General features: G+C 59.8%; 15 protein-coding genes. 6 read left to right on the forward strand and 9 right to left on the reverse strand.

What is annotated here, in order from left to right:
• Window position 1 precedes the first annotated feature (1 nt).
• Window positions 2-1,033: a peptidoglycan -binding protein gene (locus tag GSF67_RS19855; RefSeq protein ID WP_006314717.1), complete on the forward strand. Its 1,032-nt coding sequence runs from the start codon at window positions 2-4 to the stop codon at window positions 1,031-1,033.
• An 88-nt stretch (window positions 1,034-1,121) separates the two neighbouring features.
• Complete coding sequence (locus tag GSF67_RS19860) at window positions 1,122-2,765, forward strand: FAD-binding dehydrogenase (RefSeq protein WP_006314718.1); 1,644 nt, start codon at window positions 1,122-1,124, stop codon at window positions 2,763-2,765.
• Between the two features lie 103 nt (window positions 2,766-2,868).
• Here the strand turns inward: GSF67_RS19860 and GSF67_RS19865 are convergent, their stop codons facing one another.
• Window positions 2,869-4,668 (reverse strand): ABC transporter transmembrane domain-containing protein, encoded by a 1,800-nt coding sequence (locus tag GSF67_RS19865; protein WP_006314719.1) that lies wholly within the window; start codon window positions 4,666-4,668, stop codon window positions 2,869-2,871.
• Window positions 4,669-4,929: 261 nt separating this feature from the next.
• On the opposite strand from GSF67_RS19865, the gene rpmE reads away from it, so the two are divergent.
• The gene (gene rpmE, locus GSF67_RS19870; protein WP_003506183.1) at window positions 4,930-5,151 is read left to right on the forward strand and encodes a 50S ribosomal protein L31; all 222 of its coding nucleotides are present in this window, start codon (window positions 4,930-4,932) and stop codon (window positions 5,149-5,151) included.
• Window positions 5,152-5,303: 152 nt separating this feature from the next.
• Here the strand turns inward: rpmE and GSF67_RS19875 are convergent, their stop codons facing one another.
• From GSF67_RS19875 to GSF67_RS19885, 3 genes are all read right to left on the reverse strand, one after another.
• The gene (locus tag GSF67_RS19875; protein WP_006314720.1) at window positions 5,304-5,819 is read right to left on the reverse strand and encodes a DUF1465 family protein; all 516 of its coding nucleotides are present in this window, start codon (window positions 5,817-5,819) and stop codon (window positions 5,304-5,306) included.
• A 402-nt stretch (window positions 5,820-6,221) separates the two neighbouring features.
• Entirely contained in the window at window positions 6,222-6,413 is a 192-nt protein-coding gene (locus GSF67_RS19880) for a DUF1192 domain-containing protein (RefSeq protein WP_006314721.1), read from the reverse strand.
• Window positions 6,410-7,699 carry an MFS transporter gene (locus GSF67_RS19885; RefSeq protein WP_006314722.1) on the reverse strand — a complete coding sequence of 430 codons (1,290 nt, stop codon included), beginning with the start codon at window positions 7,697-7,699 and terminating at the stop codon, window positions 6,410-6,412. Before GSF67_RS19885 ends, GSF67_RS19880 begins: the two co-directional genes overlap by 4 nt.
• Window positions 7,700-7,835: 136 nt before the next feature.
• Here GSF67_RS19885 and GSF67_RS19890 point away from each other — a divergent pair, with 136 nt between their 5' ends.
• Window positions 7,836-7,991, forward strand: a complete 156-nt coding sequence (locus GSF67_RS19890; protein ID WP_003497629.1) for a hypothetical protein — start codon at window positions 7,836-7,838, stop codon at window positions 7,989-7,991.
• A gap of 58 nt (window positions 7,992-8,049) precedes the next feature.
• Here GSF67_RS19890 and GSF67_RS19895 read toward each other — a convergent pair whose 3' ends face one another.
• The 5 genes from GSF67_RS19895 to tkt all read right to left on the reverse strand — a co-directional run bounded on the left by GSF67_RS19895 (window position 8,050) and on the right by tkt (window position 15,773).
• Window positions 8,050-9,075 carry a class I fructose-bisphosphate aldolase gene (locus GSF67_RS19895; protein ID WP_006314723.1) on the reverse strand — a complete coding sequence of 342 codons (1,026 nt, stop codon included), beginning with the start codon at window positions 9,073-9,075 and terminating at the stop codon, window positions 8,050-8,052.
• A gap of 191 nt (window positions 9,076-9,266) precedes the next feature.
• Window positions 9,267-10,469, reverse strand: coding sequence for a phosphoglycerate kinase (pgk, locus tag GSF67_RS19900; RefSeq protein ID WP_006314724.1), 1,203 nt, complete (start codon window positions 10,467-10,469; stop codon window positions 9,267-9,269).
• A 67-nt stretch (window positions 10,470-10,536) separates the two neighbouring features.
• Window positions 10,537-12,402, reverse strand: a complete 1,866-nt coding sequence (locus tag GSF67_RS19905; RefSeq protein ID WP_035216136.1) for a potassium/proton antiporter — start codon at window positions 12,400-12,402, stop codon at window positions 10,537-10,539.
• 315 nt (window positions 12,403-12,717) lie between these two features.
• Window positions 12,718-13,728, reverse strand: a complete 1,011-nt coding sequence (gene gap / locus GSF67_RS19910; protein WP_006314726.1) for a type I glyceraldehyde-3-phosphate dehydrogenase — start codon at window positions 13,726-13,728, stop codon at window positions 12,718-12,720.
• 62 nt (window positions 13,729-13,790) lie between these two features.
• Window positions 13,791-15,773 carry a transketolase gene (tkt, locus tag GSF67_RS19915; protein ID WP_006314727.1) on the reverse strand — a complete coding sequence of 661 codons (1,983 nt, stop codon included), beginning with the start codon at window positions 15,771-15,773 and terminating at the stop codon, window positions 13,791-13,793.
• A 323-nt stretch (window positions 15,774-16,096) separates the two neighbouring features.
• Here tkt and GSF67_RS19920 point away from each other — a divergent pair, with 323 nt between their 5' ends.
• Window positions 16,097-16,369, forward strand: coding sequence for a DUF4164 domain-containing protein (locus GSF67_RS19920; RefSeq protein WP_003506205.1), 273 nt, complete (start codon window positions 16,097-16,099; stop codon window positions 16,367-16,369).
• Window positions 16,370-16,380: 11 nt separating this feature from the next.
• The gene (locus GSF67_RS19925) at window positions 16,381-16,758 is read left to right on the forward strand and encodes a cell division protein ZapA (protein ID WP_176072072.1); all 378 of its coding nucleotides are present in this window, start codon (window positions 16,381-16,383) and stop codon (window positions 16,756-16,758) included.
• Window positions 16,759-16,824: the final 66 nt, after the last annotated feature.

A 16,824-nucleotide genomic window follows, 5' to 3' on the forward strand; every position in this document is an offset into this window, starting at 1 on the left:
CATGGCGCTTGCGCGCAATCGCCGCCGCGACAGGGGTGTGGACTATTGGCCGGGTTTCGTCGATGCGCTGTCGACGTTGCTCATGGCCATCATGTTTCTGCTGACGGTTTTCGTGCTGGCGCAATTCGTGCTATCGCGGGAAATTACCGGCAAGGACGAGGTGCTGACCCGCCTTAATAGCCAGATTGCCGAATTGACCGAACTTCTGGCCATGGAAAAAGGAAACAAGCAGGATATCGAGGACGCGTTGGCGAGCCTGCAATCCACACTTGCGTCATCGGAAAACGAGCGCTCGCGCCTGCAGGCACTTCTCGATGCGGGTTCGGGCAACAATGCCAGCGCCAATGCCCGGATCGGCAGCCTGACCGGCGAACTGGACAACCAGAAACAGGCCAATGCGCGAGCCTCCTCGCAGATCGAATTGCTGAACCAGCAGATCGCGGCGCTGAGGGCGCAGATCGCTTCCGTCGAAGCCGCCCTGCAGGCATCGGAGGCCAAGGATACCTCGTCCCAGGTCAAGATCGCCGATCTCGGCCGCCGCCTTAATGTCGCGCTGGCGCAGCGCGTGCAGGAACTGAACCGTTATCGCTCGGACTTCTTCGGGCGGCTGCGGGAAATCCTCTCTGACCGCGAAAACATCCGCATCGTCGGTGACCGTTTCGTCTTCCAGTCGGAGGTGCTGTTCCCGTCCGGCGGTAACGACCTCAATCCGGAAGGGCAGGCGGAAATGGCGAAGCTGGCGACCGCGTTGCTCGATCTTGCCAAGGAAATTCCGGCGGAGATCAACTGGGTGCTGCGCGTGGATGGCCATACGGATAATGTCCAGCTTACCGGTTCCGGCCGCTACCGCGACAATTGGGAGCTTTCTTCTGCCCGCGCGACATCGGTGGTGAAATTCCTGATTTCCAAGGGCGTACCGGCGAACCGGCTGGTTGCCGCCGGTTTCGGCGAATATCAGCCGATTGCCGAAGGTGACTCACCGGAAGCGCGCCAGCAGAACCGCCGCATCGAACTCAAGCTGACCGAGCGCTAAATTGCGGCCGGTATCGTGACCGTTGCCTTCTGGCGAAAGTAAATTTACGTTCGCGTAAAAGTAATTCCGTCATATCTGGGAGGGGCTGATGGAACGCTATGATGTGATTGTCGTCGGTGCGGGGCTTGCGGGGCTGGTGGCGGCCACCGAGGCGGCTGAGCGTGGTTTCAGCGTCTGCGTTGTGGATCAGGAGGGCGAGCAAAATCTCGGAGGCCAGGCATTCTGGTCGCTGGGCGGGCTGTTTTTCGTCGATAGTCCCGAGCAGCGCCGGATGCGGGTGCGCGACAGCCTCGATCTTGCCCGGCAGGACTGGTTTGGTTCGGCCGGTTTCGATCGCCCCGAGGATCATTGGCCGCGTCGCTGGGCGCAGGCCTATCTCGATTTTGCCGCCGGTGAGAAACGCGAATGGCTGCACCGCATGGGCATGCGCTGGTTTCCCGTGGTCGGCTGGGCGGAGCGCGGCGGCTCTTTGGCGGACGGTCACGGCAATTCCGTTCCACGCTTTCATGTCACATGGGGCACCGGTCCCGGCGTGCTGGCGCCGTTCGTCAAGAAAGCGCAGGACATGGCGGCAAGCGGTCGATCGACCTTCCGCTTCCGCCATCAGGTCGACCGTCTGGAAACGACCGACGGCCGGATCACTGGAATTTCCGGCGTCGTGCTCGCCGCTGATTCGGTTCTTCGTGGTCAAAAAAGCAGCCGCAATCCTGAGGGCGACTTCCGTTTTTCTGCCTCCGCGGTCATCGTCAGTTCCGGCGGCATCGGCGGTAATCAGGAACTGGTGCGGCGCAACTGGCCGGTGGAGCGATTGGGCAGGCCGCCGGAAAATATGGTCTGTGGCGTGCCTGCCCATGTGGATGGCCGCATGATCGGCATCACCGAGGTGGCCGGCGGAGCCGTCATCAATCGCGATCGCATGTGGCACTATACCGAGGGCGTGAAGAATCATGATCCGATCTGGCCAAACCACGGTATCCGTATTCTGCCAGGCCCGTCATCCTTCTGGTGCGACGCGGATGGCAACCGGCTCGATGCTCCCGCCATGCCGGGCTTCGATACGCTCGGTACGCTGAAGATGCTGGGCGAGCGTGGCAGCAGCCACAGCTGGTTCATTCTGACCAAGGCGATCATCAAGAAGGAATTCGCGCTTTCAGGCTCCGAGCAAAATCCTGATCTGACGGGCAAGGATATGCGGCTGTTGTTGAAGCGGCTAGGCAAGGAACCACCGGGGCCGGTGCGGGCTTTCATGGAGCGGGGCGAGGATTTTGTCGTTCGCGACACGCTGGAGGAGTTAGTGGCGGGAATGAATGCCATCGGCGGTAATCGGCTCAACATAGATCACATCCGCCGGCAGATAGAAGCGCGGGACCGCGAAATTGAAAACGGCTTCAGCAAGGATGCGCAGGTAACGGCAATCCATGGCGCGCGCCGTTATCTCGGTGACCGGCTGATGCGGACGGCGAAACCGCACCGGCTGCTTGATCCGACCAGGGGGCCGTTGATTGCCGTGCGCCTGCATGTGCTGACGCGCAAGACGCTCGGAGGCCTGCATACCGACCTTGAGGCGCGGGTGCTGGATGCCGCGGGTCAACCGGTGCCGGGGCTTCATGCCGCCGGTGAGGTGGCCGGTTTCGGCGGCGGCGGTATGCATGGTTACAACGCGCTGGAGGGCACATTCCTTGGCGGCTGCCTGTTTTCAGGCCGCGTTGCGGGACGCAAAGTGCTGGGCTAGAGCAGTTCCGGTGAATAGCTTTTCACCTCCATTGCTCTAACTCATTGCTTTTGCGCATTTCCGGACCCAAAACCGAGTACAGTTTTGCTGGAAATGCTCCAGATCAGGCCTGGGCGCGCAATTCGTCCGGTCCGGTCTGGAATTGCAGCCGGGCGAGGCGGGCATAAAGGCCGTTCTGGCGAATGAGGCTCTGATGCGTGCCTTCCTCGATGATACGGCCTTCATCCATCACCAGAATGCGGTCAGCCTTCAGCACGGTGGCGAGGCGATGGGCGATGACGATGGTGGTGCGGGTTTTCATCAGCTCATCAAGCGCCTTCTGCACCAGCGTCTCGCTTTCCGCATCGAGTGCCGAGGTCGCTTCGTCAAGCAGCAGGATCGGTGCATCCCGCAGAATGGCGCGGGCGATGGCGATGCGCTGCCGCTGGCCGCCCGACAGCGTCACACCGCGCTCACCCACCTGCGTATCGTAACCATCGCCGAGACGCTCAATGAAGCCGTCGGCCTGCGCGGCGATGGCGGCGGCGCGCACCTCCTCGCGTGTTGCTTCGGGCCGGCCAAAGGCGATATTATCGTGGATGGAGGAGGCGAAGATCGCGACATCCTGCGGCACGATGGAGAGCCGTGCGCGCAGATCGGCAAGGCTGACGTTGCGGATATCCACGCCATCGATGGTGATGCGGCCCTGCTGCGGATCGTAAAACCGCATCAGCAGCGAAAAGACCGTGCTTTTGCCGGCGCCGGAAGGTCCAACGATGGCGACGGTTTCGCCGGCGGCGACCTTCAAGGAGAGGCCGGAGATAATCGGCCGCCCTGTTGCAAGTGGATAGACGAAATCGACATTGTCGAACTCCGCCTCGCCCCGCGGTGGTTGCGGCATGGCGACGGGGGCTGCGGGCTCTGCAACGGGTGAGCGTTCATTCAGAAGCTCGGAAAGCCTTTCGGCCGCGCCGCCCGCCTGTGCGAGTTCGCCCCAGACTTCCGAAAGCTGGCCGAGGCCACTGGCTGCGATGACGGAATAAAGCACGAACTGGCCAAGCGTACCCGCGGTCATGCTGCCGGCCAGAACGTTCTGCGCGCCATACCAGAGAATGCCGACAACGCTGCCGAAAACGAGAGCGATGGCGACAGCAGTCAGGACGGAGCGCGCGCCGATCGCCGCGCGTGCGCCCTGATAGGCGGCTTCCACGGAGGCGCCGTAACGGGCATTCGCCAGCACCTCGGCATTGAAGGACTGCACGGTGCGGCTCGCCGCGATCGTTTCCGAAGCATAGGCGGCGGAATTGGCCAATGTATCCTGCGTGGTGCGGGAGCGGGCGCGGACGGACCGCCCGAAGGCGATCAGTGGAAAAACGATGAAGGGAATGGCAAGCAGCGCAAGGCCGGAAAGGCCGGGGCTGGTATAGATCATCATCGCCACAGCACCGCAGCACATGATGATGTTGCGCAACGCGACCGAGGCGGAGGAGCCGAAGGCGGAACGAATCTGCACCGTATCGGCGGTCAGCCGCGAAGTGAGCTCGCCCGATCGATTGCTATCAAAAAATTGCTGTGACAGCGTGGTGAGGTGGGCAAAGACATCGCGGCGCAGATCGGCGACGACCCTTTCGCCTATGGTCATCACGTAATAATAGCGCATGGCGCTGGCGAGCGCGAGGATAACGGCAATCGCCAGAAGCATGGCGAAATAGCTGTTGATCATGCCGCCATCCGGCGTCTGGAAACCGTGATCGATGATGCGGCGAACGGCAAGCGGCAGGGCCAGTGTTGTGGCGGAGGAAAGTACAAGCGCAAAAAGGGCTGCCGCCATCAGGCCACGATACCGCCTGAGATAGGGAAACAGGCCAAGAAGCGGCTTCAGGCTTCTCTGTTTCGCCGCTTTCTGCTCGTCAATGTCTGCCACGTCCTCTATGCTCCTCGTTCAGTGCCTTTTTTGGGCCTTTAGCGGGTGAATTTCCGGCATCCGGTAAAATTCCAGCCCTTGCGGCCATCTCCTTTCACAAGGGGATAGCAGGCTCTTGTTATCTGGGCGACCTTCATGTATAGGCTCCGCATCGAATTGGGAAGCCATAGCCCATCTGGTCTATGGCTTCATTTATTGAAATGGCTCAGTTGACGCAATTGCGGCAAATGGACCGCACGTCACTTAACCAGGAAGATTGTCATGAAGGCTGATATCCATCCCGCTTATCACACGATCAAGGTCGTCATGACCGATGGCACCGAATACGAAACCCGCTCTACCTGGGGTTCGGAAGGCGCAGTCATGAACCTTGAAATCGACCCCAAGTCCCATCCGGCATGGACGGGCGGCAACCAGCAGCTTATGGACCGTGGTGGTCGCGTTTCCAAGTTCAACAAGCGTTTCGGCGGCCTCGGCCTCTGATCCCTTGCGGACGGATCGTTTAAAAAAGCCCGGTTTTACCGGGCTTTTTTGTTGCCCGCTTTTTGCGGCGGTATTCGTGACTGTGACGGGAAAAACAAAAAAGCAGGCCGGTGAGCCTGCTTTTCAAATTGTCCGGATATAGTCGTCTTTTCTCAGTTGATCGAGAAAGCCGTGCGCAGCAGGTTGAGCTGCGCTTGTACGCTGTTTTCGTTATCTGGCACCTTGGTCGCTTCCGCCGGGCGATAGATTTCGCGGTCGAGCAGTGCGACGCGGTTCTGGAGGCGCAGCGACCGCTCGATAAGATCGCGGAAGGATTCCGGCAGGTCGTTCCAGCCGGGCGCGTTGCGGTCAACGTTGAAGCTGTCGAGCCGCACCTTGTTCTTTTCGCTCAGAACCTGATCGCGCGTCATTTCGCCATTGTTGACAGCCCGCTGCAAAAGCAGCCAGGATGCCATCTGCATCAGGCGGGTGGTGAGGCGCATCGATTCCGCGGCGTAAAGGACGGACGCCATACGCGGCAGAACCTTTGAGGCAGTGCGACCGGCGCCATCGAGATAGCTTGCCGTTTCCTCAACCAAGGTCATGCCTTCAGTATAGAGGGTCTTGAACTGGTTGGAAGCAGCCGCGCGACCCGCAAAGCTTATGGTATTTAAAACCTGTTCCGACATTTTCTTTAAATCCCTGCTCACGCACCACACTGTCAGGCAACGACGACCGGGATATTTTGTTCCGGCCTTTAGTGTTTTCAGGATGGTATCTTTACCTGAAATGCGCAAGGCAATTATTAAAGAAGGGTTAATACCCACAGTTTTACGAATTGCGGCGACCGGCAAAAAAAGAGCCGCGAAAGCGGCTCTCAAGGTAAAACAGGGAGAAAAATCAGACCAATTCGCCGTATGGAGAAGATGCCTGAGGTCCAGAAGAACTGGACATGTATAGTAATCTCTCAGAAAGCTTAATTTTTGGTTAATGGTAAACGAAAGACTGCGCCAGAATCTTTAATCTGGTTAGCGTTTACACTCCCGGCATGTCGTTCGGCCGGTCTTGCCCCAGTTTATTAAAGCCCCGGGTCAGGAGCGAAACAGGTTCTCCGCCGCCTGTCTGCCCGCGGACTTCCTTTTTTTCTCGTCCTCAAGCCTGGCAATTTCCGCCTGCAAAAGTTCGATTCGATCGCTCAACTCGTCCACCGAAAGAAGGCTGAGATCGCTGCCAATTTCATGTCCGCGGGGTTTCTGCGGACGATCATCATCAAAGAGGCTCATATGCCTGCTCCTTTTTCCACATAGTCGCCGTCGTCGCCTGGATATTGCGGCGCGCGCGGGTCAAGCGCAATACTCTCCGGCGTTACCAGCGGCGAGGGCGTCGTTGGCATCATCGTCGAGAAATTGTCCTTTTCCGCGGTCGAAAGGGCGGCACGCTGGCGGCTTCTGATGATGGCATAGGCCGTTATCAGCACATGGGCGACGGCCGTCACGAAGAAGAGCGCATAGGGGCCGGAATAGGTCATGACCGCGCCGCCAAGCGTCGGGCCGATGATGGTGCCGATGCCGTAAAGCAGCAACAACCCGCCGGATACCTTGACGAAGTCTTCCGATGCCGCAAAGTCGTTGGCATGGGCCACCGCGATGGGATAGAGCGCGTTGGCAGCGGCACCGTAAATGGCGATCATGGGGATGAGCACATAGACTTCGTGCGGCTGCACGGCTGCAACGGCAAGGCCCGCGACCGCGCCTAACCCCGCCAGTCCGGCAAGGACGTAACGGCGGTCTATCCGGTCCGAAAGGCGGCCCGCCGGGAACTGGGCAAGCGCGCCAACGAAGATCGTGACGGAAACCATGATGGCGATCATGGTCGGGTCGAGCCCCGCCCTTGCGCCGAAGACGGCACCGAGCGTGCCGTAAGCGCCGTTGGCGATGCCGATCATCAGGATGCCGACGAAGGAGACCGGCGAGTTGCGATATAGGGCCGGTAGATCCAGTTTGACCTTCTGCAAGGGCTGGGGGCTGGCAGCCTTGGAAAGCGTGGCCGGCAGAATGGCGATGCAATAGATGATACCGCAGATCATGAACAGCGAGGTATTGCTGACATCGCCCATCGGCACGATCATCTGCCCCGCCACGACGCCAAGCAGGGTGATGGCGATATAGAGGGAAAAGATCATGCCGCGGCTCTCATTGGTCGCGCGTTCGTTCAGCCAGCTTTCGATGATCATGGAGGTGCCGGCCGTGCAGAAGCCGGTGAGGGCGCGCAGCGTGATCCACCAGACGTCATCGACGACGAGGCCGGTCATCAGCACCGTCAGGCAGACCAGCGCGACGAAGGAGCCAAACGCCCGCACATGCCCCGCGCGGCGCACGATGGCGGGGGCGACGAAGCAGCCAATGACAAAGCCTGCCGCCCAGGAAGTACCGAGGAAGCCCAGAATCTCGTTGGAGTAACCTTCCGCCGAGCCACGCATCGGCAGGATGAGGCCCTGAAGGCCATTGCCGAGAAAAAGAAACAGAGTGCTGGATAAAAGAGCGAATACGGGTAGAAGATTTCTGCTCATGAAGACACTCTCATGCGTTCGGACGGACGGTCGGACAGGCCATTGAACGGGGTTACCCGAATGAGTTGCACTCTTCTGGTGAACGCTAAAAATGTCCAGCCTGTGACGATGCAGAAATAAAGAAAAGGCTCATTAAATGACGAAGGCGATCGGCCTTTTTTTACTGCTGGCCATGGTGGTCCAGATCATCCGGCCTTTGGGCTTGCCGGGCCTCAAGAAAAGAGGCGATTGCTGGAAGATTGCGGTTGCCGCCTTTGTGATCTGGTCGGCGACGCTGCTTCTGCGGCCGTAAAGAAAAAGCCGCCCATCTGGGGCGGCTTCAATTGCACAATTTGCCTGCGAGCGATGGCTCAGGCTGCCTTTTCGAGTTCCTGTTTCCAGTTGCCCTTGGCGGCAAGGCTGTTCATGGCGGCGCGGTGCGTGAAGGCACGCTGGCCGGCGGCGACGTTTTCCGATTTGCCGCCCCAGGTCTTGAGAGCGGTATCCTGAAGAGCGCGGCCGTAGGAATAGGTCAGCGACCAGGGCAGGTCGTAACCGGCATTCATGGCAGAGAGATGCGCCGTAGCCTCTTCGGAGGATTGGCCGCCGGAAAGGAAGGCGATGCCGGGAACGGCAGTTGGTACCGTCGCCTTCAGAACCTTGACGGTCTTTTCCGCCACTTCCTCGACGGACGCCTTGCGAGCGTTCTTGCCGTCGATGATCATGTTCGGCTTGAGGATCATGCCTTCGAGGTTCACACGGGCATCGAACAGATCCGCGAACACGGTCTGGAGAACCCATTGCGTGACTTCGGCGCAGCGGTCGATGTCATGCGTGCCAGGCTCGCCGTCCATCAGCACTTCCGGCTCAACAATCGGCACGATATCGGCCTGCTGGCAGAGGGCAGCATAACGGGCAAGAGACTGGGAGTTTGCCTTGATCGAGCCCCAGCTCGGACGCTGCTCACCGATGGTGATGACGCCGCGCCACTTGGCGAAACGCGCGCCGGCCTCATGATACTTGCGCAGGCGCTCATAAAGGCCATCAAGGCCTTCGGTGATGAATTCATGCGGGTGGAAAGCCATCGGCTTGGCGCCGATATCCACCTTGATGCCCGGCAGGCTGCCGGCGGCCTTGATGATATCAACGAAAGGCGTGCCATCGGCAGCCTTCTGGAAAAGGGTTTCTTCATAAAGAATGACGCCGGAGATGTACTTCTTCATGGCGTCGTCAGAGCGGAACAGCATTTCGCGATAATCGCGGCGGGCGGTCTCGGTGGATTCCAGGTTGATGCTGTCGAAACGCTTTTTGATCGTTCCTGTGGATTCATCGGCTGCGAGCAGGCCCTTGCCGTCGGCAACCATTTTGATGGCGATGTCTTCGAGACGTTCGGTCATTTGCTATTCTCCCAAGGCACAATAAATTTCCGATAACAGAAGTTCCAGGGCAGGGAAATGGCACGCTAACTCATTGAAACGATTGAAATGATTTCAATCGTTTGAAACTTTTCCTCCCGGTGCCACTTACCAAAAAACAAGGCCGGACAAGCATCGCTTGTCCGGCCTTTTGTCAGGCAAGTGAGATGAGTTTACTTGGCAGCGGTCAGGATGGCAACGCCTGGCAATTCCTTGCCTTCCATCCATTCAAGGAAGGCGCCGCCCGCCGTCGAGATATAGGTGAAATCGTCCGAAACACCGGCATGGTTGAGTGCAGCGACGGTGTCGCCGCCACCGGCAACGGAAACGAGCTTGCCGGCCTTGGTGCATTCCGCAGCGTGTTTTGCCGCTGCCACGGTTGCGGCATCGAAGGGTTCGATTTCGAAGGCGCCGAGCGGGCCGTTCCAGACCAGCGTTTCCGCCCGCGAAATCCAGGCCTTGATGCTTTCAACCGATTTCGGCCCGACATCGAGAACCATGGCGTCGGCGGGAATGGCGTTGATATCGACAATTTCATTGGCCGCGCCGGCCTTGAATTCGCGGGCGACGACGCCGTCTTCCGGCAGGACGATGGCGCAACCGGATGTCGCCGCCTCGATCATGATCTGCTTTGCGGTCTCTGCCAGATCGTGCTCGCAGAGCGACTTGCCGACATTGGTGCCGCGGGCGGCGAGGAAGGTGTTGGCCATGCCGCCGCCGATGACGAGGGCATCGACCTTCTTGACGAGGTTCATCAAGAGATCGATCTTGCTCGAAACCTTGGCACCGCCGACGATGGCGACGACCGGGCGAACGGGCTGACCGAGGCCTTTTTCCAGCGCCTCAAGCTCGGCCTGCATGGTGCGGCCGGCATAAGCGGGCAGATGCCGCGCCAGGCCCTCGGTGGAGGCGTGGGCACGGTGGGCGGCGGAGAAGGCGTCGTTCACATAGATATCGCCATTCGCGGCCAGTTCTTCGACGAAGGCGGGATCGTTCTTTTCCTCACCCTTGTGGAAGCGGGTGTTCTCCAAAAGCAGGATATCGCCATCATTCATTTTCGCGACCGCATCCGCTGCCGGAGCACCGATGCAGTCCGTTGCGAAGGAAATGGCGTGATCCAGCACGTCCTCGACCGTGGGGACAATCTGGGAAAGCGACATCTCAGCGACAGGTTCGCCCTTCGGGCGGCCGAAATGGGCGAGCAGAATGACTTTTGCGCCCTTTGAAGAGAGTTCCAGAATGGTCGGCGCAACGCGTTCGATACGGGTTGCGTCCGTCACCTTGCCATCCGCGACCGGCACGTTGAGATCAACGCGGACGAGAACGCGCTTTCCGGCAATGTCGTTAAGGTCGTCGATGGTCTTGAAAGCGGGCATGGGTCGATCCTGATTTGTTGCGAGTTCGGGACGGACCATACTATGCCTGATTGCCGACGCAAGCCGGTCAGGCCTCATTTTCTGTCACCGTCTTCGCAGGTGCGGAAACGCCCTCGCCGGCATCGGCGGAACGCAACTGACGCCGTTGTGCCAGATGCGTGCGCGCACGGCGGAGGATGTCCGAAAAGCTGATGAAAATCGGCAGGCCGATGGCGGGTTCGACAGGTTCCAGCGAGATGCCGACGCCGGTGATTGCTTCTTGTTCGTCCAGCGCCCGGACGATGAGAACGAGGGGGCCGAGGCGCACCCGGTCGGCATAACCCGCCTTGCCGGCAAGGCGCGTCTCGATGAGTTCAGCGATGGTCATGGCGTGTTCGGCGGGCGAAATGAGGCCGGGGCCGTAGGCAGCCTCCATTTCTTTCGCAGGGCGCGAAGGCGAGATCGTAAAGATACCGAAGAAATCGGCGTCGTCATCGGCAACGGGCAAGGCGCTGGCGAACAGTCTGTCGATCAGGCGGGTGTAGTTCGGCGCGATAAACAGATAGACGAGATCGTTTTCGCGCAGCCGCCCGGCATATTGGTAACGGATCGACTTGCCGTCTCGCACCACCAGCGATGGCATCGCCCAACGGGGAATGCGCTCACCCTGCATGATGGCGCTGCCTTTGGCCACGCGGTAGGAAATCAGCTCGTGATTGGCGGTGCCGGGAAGATCGACCTCCAGCTTGTCCACCTCGCCCATGCGCGGTGGCACGATCAGCCCGAGCCTCGTTGCCACCGGCTTGATGGTCCAGCCCTGCACGAGGAGCGATACAAGAACGATGATGAAGGCGGCGTTGAAATAAATCTGCGCATCGTCCAGTCCGCCGAGGATGGGCATGATGGCGAGCAGGATGGAAACCGCGCCACGCAGGCCGACCCATGCCACGAAGGAGGTCTCCTGCTGGGTATAGTTGAACGGCATCAGGCTGAGCCACACCGCGAGCGGGCGGGCAACAAAGATCAGAAAAAGCGCCAGCAGCACGGCCGGAATGGCGATTGACGGAAATTGCGACGGCGTGGCGAGCAGGCCGAGCATCAGGAACATGATGATCTGGGCAAGCCAGGTCAGCCCTTCATGGAAACGGCGGATGGTTTCCTTGGCGAATATCCTGCGGTTGCCGGCAACGATGCCGGCCACATAGACCGCGAGAAATCCGCTGCCGCCAATTGCGCCGGTGAAGGAGAAAACGAGCAGCGCCAGCGCCAGCACGAAGATCGGCGCCAGCCCGCGGTCGGCGGCGAAGCGATTGACGACGGTGGCGATCATGAGGCCGCCGAGCAGGCCGAAAATCACGCCGAGCCCCATTTCCTCGACGAAGAGCAGCAGGAAGCCGCTGTCGATGCCGGCGAGACCCTGACCCTTGGCGATGATCTCGACCAGCGCCACGGTGAGAAAGATGGCCATCGGATCGTTAGTGCCGGATTCCACTTCCAGCGTGGAGCGCACCTGATCACGGATATGGATGCCGCCGATTCGCAGCAGGAAGAATACGGCCGCCGCATCCGTGGAGGCGACGATGGCGCCGAGCAGCAGGCCCTCCAGCCAGGAAAGCCCGAGCAGCAGAGCGGCAGCCCCTGCGAAGAACACGGATGTGAGGATGACACCGACGGTTGCGAGGGCGACGGCGGGTGCCGCAGAAAGCCGGAAGGATTGCAGGGAGGTGCCGAAGCCGGAGTCGAAAAGGATGACGGCAAGTATGAGCGAGCCGAGCATATAGGCCAGCGGATTGTTGGTGAACTCGATGCCGAGGCCATCCACACCCGCCGCAAGGCCGATAACAAGGAAGAGCAACAACAGCGGCGCGCCGAAACGGAAGGCGATAAGGCTGGAAAAGGCCGCGACGAGAACCAGAACAGTTGCGACCAGCAACAGAAGATAAAATGATTCCACGTCCACCGCCTCTTTCACACCGCGCTGGCCGCCGCAACGAATGCTCTGCACGTCCGCAGTCAATGCGCCACGGGTTGCGGTCTGTCAGCGCTGTCTGGGTGGCGTTGAAAGGCGACGCAAGGCGGGGTGTATCGAAAGATACGGCAGGGCCGAAGTGCATTGCGCACGACCATTATCCCTGTCCCTCTTGTCCGTTTCAAAATGGACCAGACAAAGGCAGGAAATTGAAAACTTGGCGGCATAGGGGAGGAAAATCGAGAATAAAAAATCCGGCGGGATTGCCCCCGCCGGACCTCAATCATCAAACTGTTTTAATTAGATGGTCTTCGCGAAGGCGACGGCCGTGTCCGACATGCGGTTGGAGAAACCCCACTCGTTGTCGTACCAGGACAGAACGCGCACGAAATTGCCTTCCATCACCTTGGTCTGGTCGATCGCGAAGATCGAGGAATGGCTGTCGTGGTTGAAGTCGCGGGAGACCAGCGGCTCCTCGGTGTAGCCGAGGATGCCCTTGAGCTTGCCGTTGGAAGCGGACTTTATCGCTTCGTTGACTTCCTCAACCGTCGTGTCGCGCTTGGCGATGAACTTGAAGTCGACTACCGAAACGTTCGGGGTTGGAACGCGGATCGACGTGCCGTCCAGCTTGCCCTTGAGGTGCGGCAGAACGAGGCCAACGGCCTTGGCCGCGCCCGTCGAGGTCGGGATCATGGACAGGGCTGCGGCGCGGGCGCGATACAGATCCTTGTGCATGGTGTCCAGTGTCGGCTGGTCGCCCGTGTAGGAGTGGATCGTCGTCATGAAGCCATGATCGATGCCAATGACGTCATCGAGAACCTTCACGACCGGCACGAGGCAGTTGGTGGTGCAGGACGCGTTGGAAATGACCAGATGGTCCTTCGTCAGTTGGTCGTCGTTGACGCCGAAGACGACGGTCAGGTCAGCGCCGTCAGCCGGTGCCGAAACGATGACGCGCTTGGCGCCGGCCGTCAGGTGAGCGGCAGCCTTGTCGCGGGCGGTGAAGATGCCCGTGCATTCGAGCGCGATGTCAACGCCGAGTTCCTTGTGCGGCAGGGTTGCCGGATCGCGAACAGCCGTGACCTTGATCGGCTTGCCGCCGCCAACGATGATGGTGTCACCTTCGACTTTGACGTCAGCCGGGAACTTGCCGTGGATCGAATCGTAGCGCAGCAGGTGAGCGTTGGTTTCAACCGGGCCGAGGTCGTTGATGGCAACGACTTCGATATCGGTACGGCCGGATTCGACGATGGCGCGCAGAACGTTGCGGCCGATACGGCCGAAGCCGTTAATGGCAACTTTTACAGTCATTTACAGTCTCCCGAACAAGATATGTGCTTGGTCTATGCGGAATGTGAGGGCCTTGGGAGCCCTCATGCAAGTTTTGCCTCGACTGCGGCGACGACGGCTTCCGCCGTGATGCCGAAGTGCTTGAAGAGATCCTTCGCCGGCGCAGAGGCTCCAAAGGAGTGCATGCCGACGAAAGCGCCGTCATTACCGATGAAGTAATCCCAGCCCTGGCGGATGGCGGCTTCCACCGCGATCTTGACCGGAGCCTTGCCGATGATGGCGTTGCGATAGGTTTCCGGCTGTTCCTTGAAGAGTTCGAAGCAGGGAACGGAAACGACGCGGGCGGAAACACCCTTGTCCTTCAGCGTCGCAGCAGCTTTCAGCGCCACTTCGACTTCCGAACCGGAAGCGAAGATCGAAACCTTGGCGTCGCTGGCGGAGACGAGTTCGTATGCGCCATAAGCGGACAGGTTCTTTTCTTCATATTCCTTGCGCGAAGGCGTGAGATTCTGGCGGGTAAGCGCCAGTGCGGACGGACGGTGCTTTTGCTCGAGAGCCAGCTGCCAGCATTCCGCCGTCTCGGTTTCATCCGCCGGGCGGAAGACGAGCAGGTTCGGAATGGCGCGCAACGCTGCGATCTGCTCGACCGGCTGGTGGGTCGGACCATCTTCACCGACGCCGATGGAATCGTGCGTCAGAACGTGGACGACGCGGATGCCCATCAGTGCTGCAAGACGGATCGACGGACGGCAATAATCCGAGAAGATCAGGAAGCCACCGGCATAGGGGATGAGACCGCCGTGAAGAGCGATACCGTTCATGGCCGCAGCCATGCCGTGCTCGCGGATGCCGTAATGCAGGTAACGGCCGGAGAAGTCCGTCGGCGTGATCGACTTCATCTGGCTGGTCTTGGTGTTGTTGGACGGCGTCAGGTCAGCCGAACCGCCGACCATTTCCGGCAGGATGCCGTTGATGACTTCGAGCGAATCTTCCGAGGCCTTGCGGGTGGCAACCGTCGGGTTATTCTCGATGATCTTCTTCTTGAAGGCATCGATGGAGCTGTCGAAGTTGCCGGGCAGGTCGCCGGCGAAACGGCGCTTGAATTCGGCCTTCTTGGCCGTCTCGGTGGCTTCGAGGCGGGCTTCCCAGTCCTGGCGGGTCTTGGTGGAGCGCAGGCCGGCGAGGCGCCATGCATCGAGCACATCTTCCGGAATGACGAAGGCTTCGGCTTCCCAGTTCAGGCTCTTGCGGGCAGCGGCGATTTCTTCGGCGCCGAGCGGGTTGCCGTGCACCTTGTGGGTACCCTGCTTGTTGGGGGCTCCGAAACCGATGACGGTCTTGCAGGCGATGAAGGTCGGGCGGTCGGATTTCTGCGCTGCCTCGATGGCGGCAGCAATCGCGTCGGGATCATGGCCATCCACACGGATAGTGTTCCAGTGAACGGCCTGGAAGCGGGCGATCTGGTCGGTGCTGTCGGACAGGCCAACTTCACCGTCGATGGTGATGTTGTTGTCGTCCCAGAACAGAACGAGCTTGTTGAGCTTCAGATGGCCGGCAAGCGCGATGGCTTCGTGGCTGATGCCTTCCATGAGGCAGCCGTCGCCGCACAGCACATAGGTGAAGTGGCTCTGCAGGTCGGAGCCGAACTCCTCTTCGAGCTTGCGTTCGGCGATTGCCATGCCAACGGCGTTGGCAATGCCCTGGCCGAGCGGACCGGTGGTGGTCTCGATGCCGGTGGCGTGACCGTATTCGGGATGGCCGGCGGTCTTGGAGCCGAACTGACGGAACCGCTTGATCTCGTCGATCGTCATGTCCTCGTAGCCCGTCAAATAAAGCAGCGAGTAAAGCAGCATGGAGCCATGGCCGGCAGACAGCACGAAGCGGTCGCGGTCCGCCCACAGAGGCGCCTTCGGATCGAATTTCAGGTAGCGGGTGAAAAGAACGGTGGCGACATCGGCGGCGCCCATCGGCAGTCCGGGATGGCCGGAGTTGGCCTTCTCCACTGCATCCATGGCAAGAAAGCGGATCGCATTGGCCATCCGGTTGTGTTTGTCGCGAGAAATCATGGCTTTTCCGTCTGTTCCGGGTGAAAGGAGATAGTTTTACGCAACTATCCAAAAAGCGGGTTGATCCATAGCAGGTGAGGCAGGCAAGTCAATAAATCCACGGGCAATTGCGGTTCGCCCGAGGATAAAAATCGTTTAGAAAATCGGCTGTCCCGCCAAAAATCGTGCGATGGGGCCCGGCGCTTCTTCGTTCATCCACAGAGCAAAATGCCTCAATGCACTGGTTTGATTGACGGGATGGTAAATCGGGTAATAACCTCGTGATTGTTGGGAAGGCCTGAAACCGGACGATTCGGCCGGTAGCGTGCGAGTTGGAAAAAACGATGTCGGCTGAGAAGACCGTACAATCTGCGCTGACGGAGCTGAATGCTGCCATCACAAATCTCGAAAATGCCATCGATATGCGTATCGAGCGGCAAAGGGAGACGGGCGAGATCGATAATGAGGTCAAGCGGGTCCATGTCGACCGCGCCAGGCTCGCACACGAGCTTGATCAGGCCGAGTTTCGCGCCAACCGTCTTGAAGAAGTCAATCGCGAGGTGTCCCGCCGGCTGGTAACCGCCATGGAGACGATCCGCGCGGTGCTGGATCGATAGGGAGCGGTTTCATGGCGCAAGTCACTGTTATGATCGACGGCAAGGCCTATCGCATGGCATGCGAAGCGGGGCAGGAAGACCACCTGACCGATCTCGCCACCCGTTTCGACCGTTATGTCGGGCATCTCAAGAGCCAGTTCGGAGAAATTGGCGATCTGCGGCTCACCGTCATGGCCGGCATCATGGTGATGGACGAGCTTTCCGAACTCAACCGCAAGATCGACAGGTTGGAGAGTGAAGTTGCATCCCTTTCCCACAACCGTGACGGTATGGCCGAACACAAGGCGAAATCGGATGAAATGGTGGCTGTTGTCATCGGCGATCTGGCCGACCGGCTGAACGGCATTACCGAAAAGCTCCTCGCACGCCCTAAACCCGCGGCCCATTGATCGGGCGACTTTCTGCGCCGGCAAAATTCGCTGTCCGCCCTCTGGCGGTTTCCTCCAATCCGTCCT

The sequence above is a fragment of the Agrobacterium sp. CGMCC 11546 genome (genome assembly GCF_013365515.1).
Taxonomy (GTDB): domain Bacteria; phylum Pseudomonadota; class Alphaproteobacteria; order Rhizobiales; family Rhizobiaceae; genus Agrobacterium; species Agrobacterium fabrum.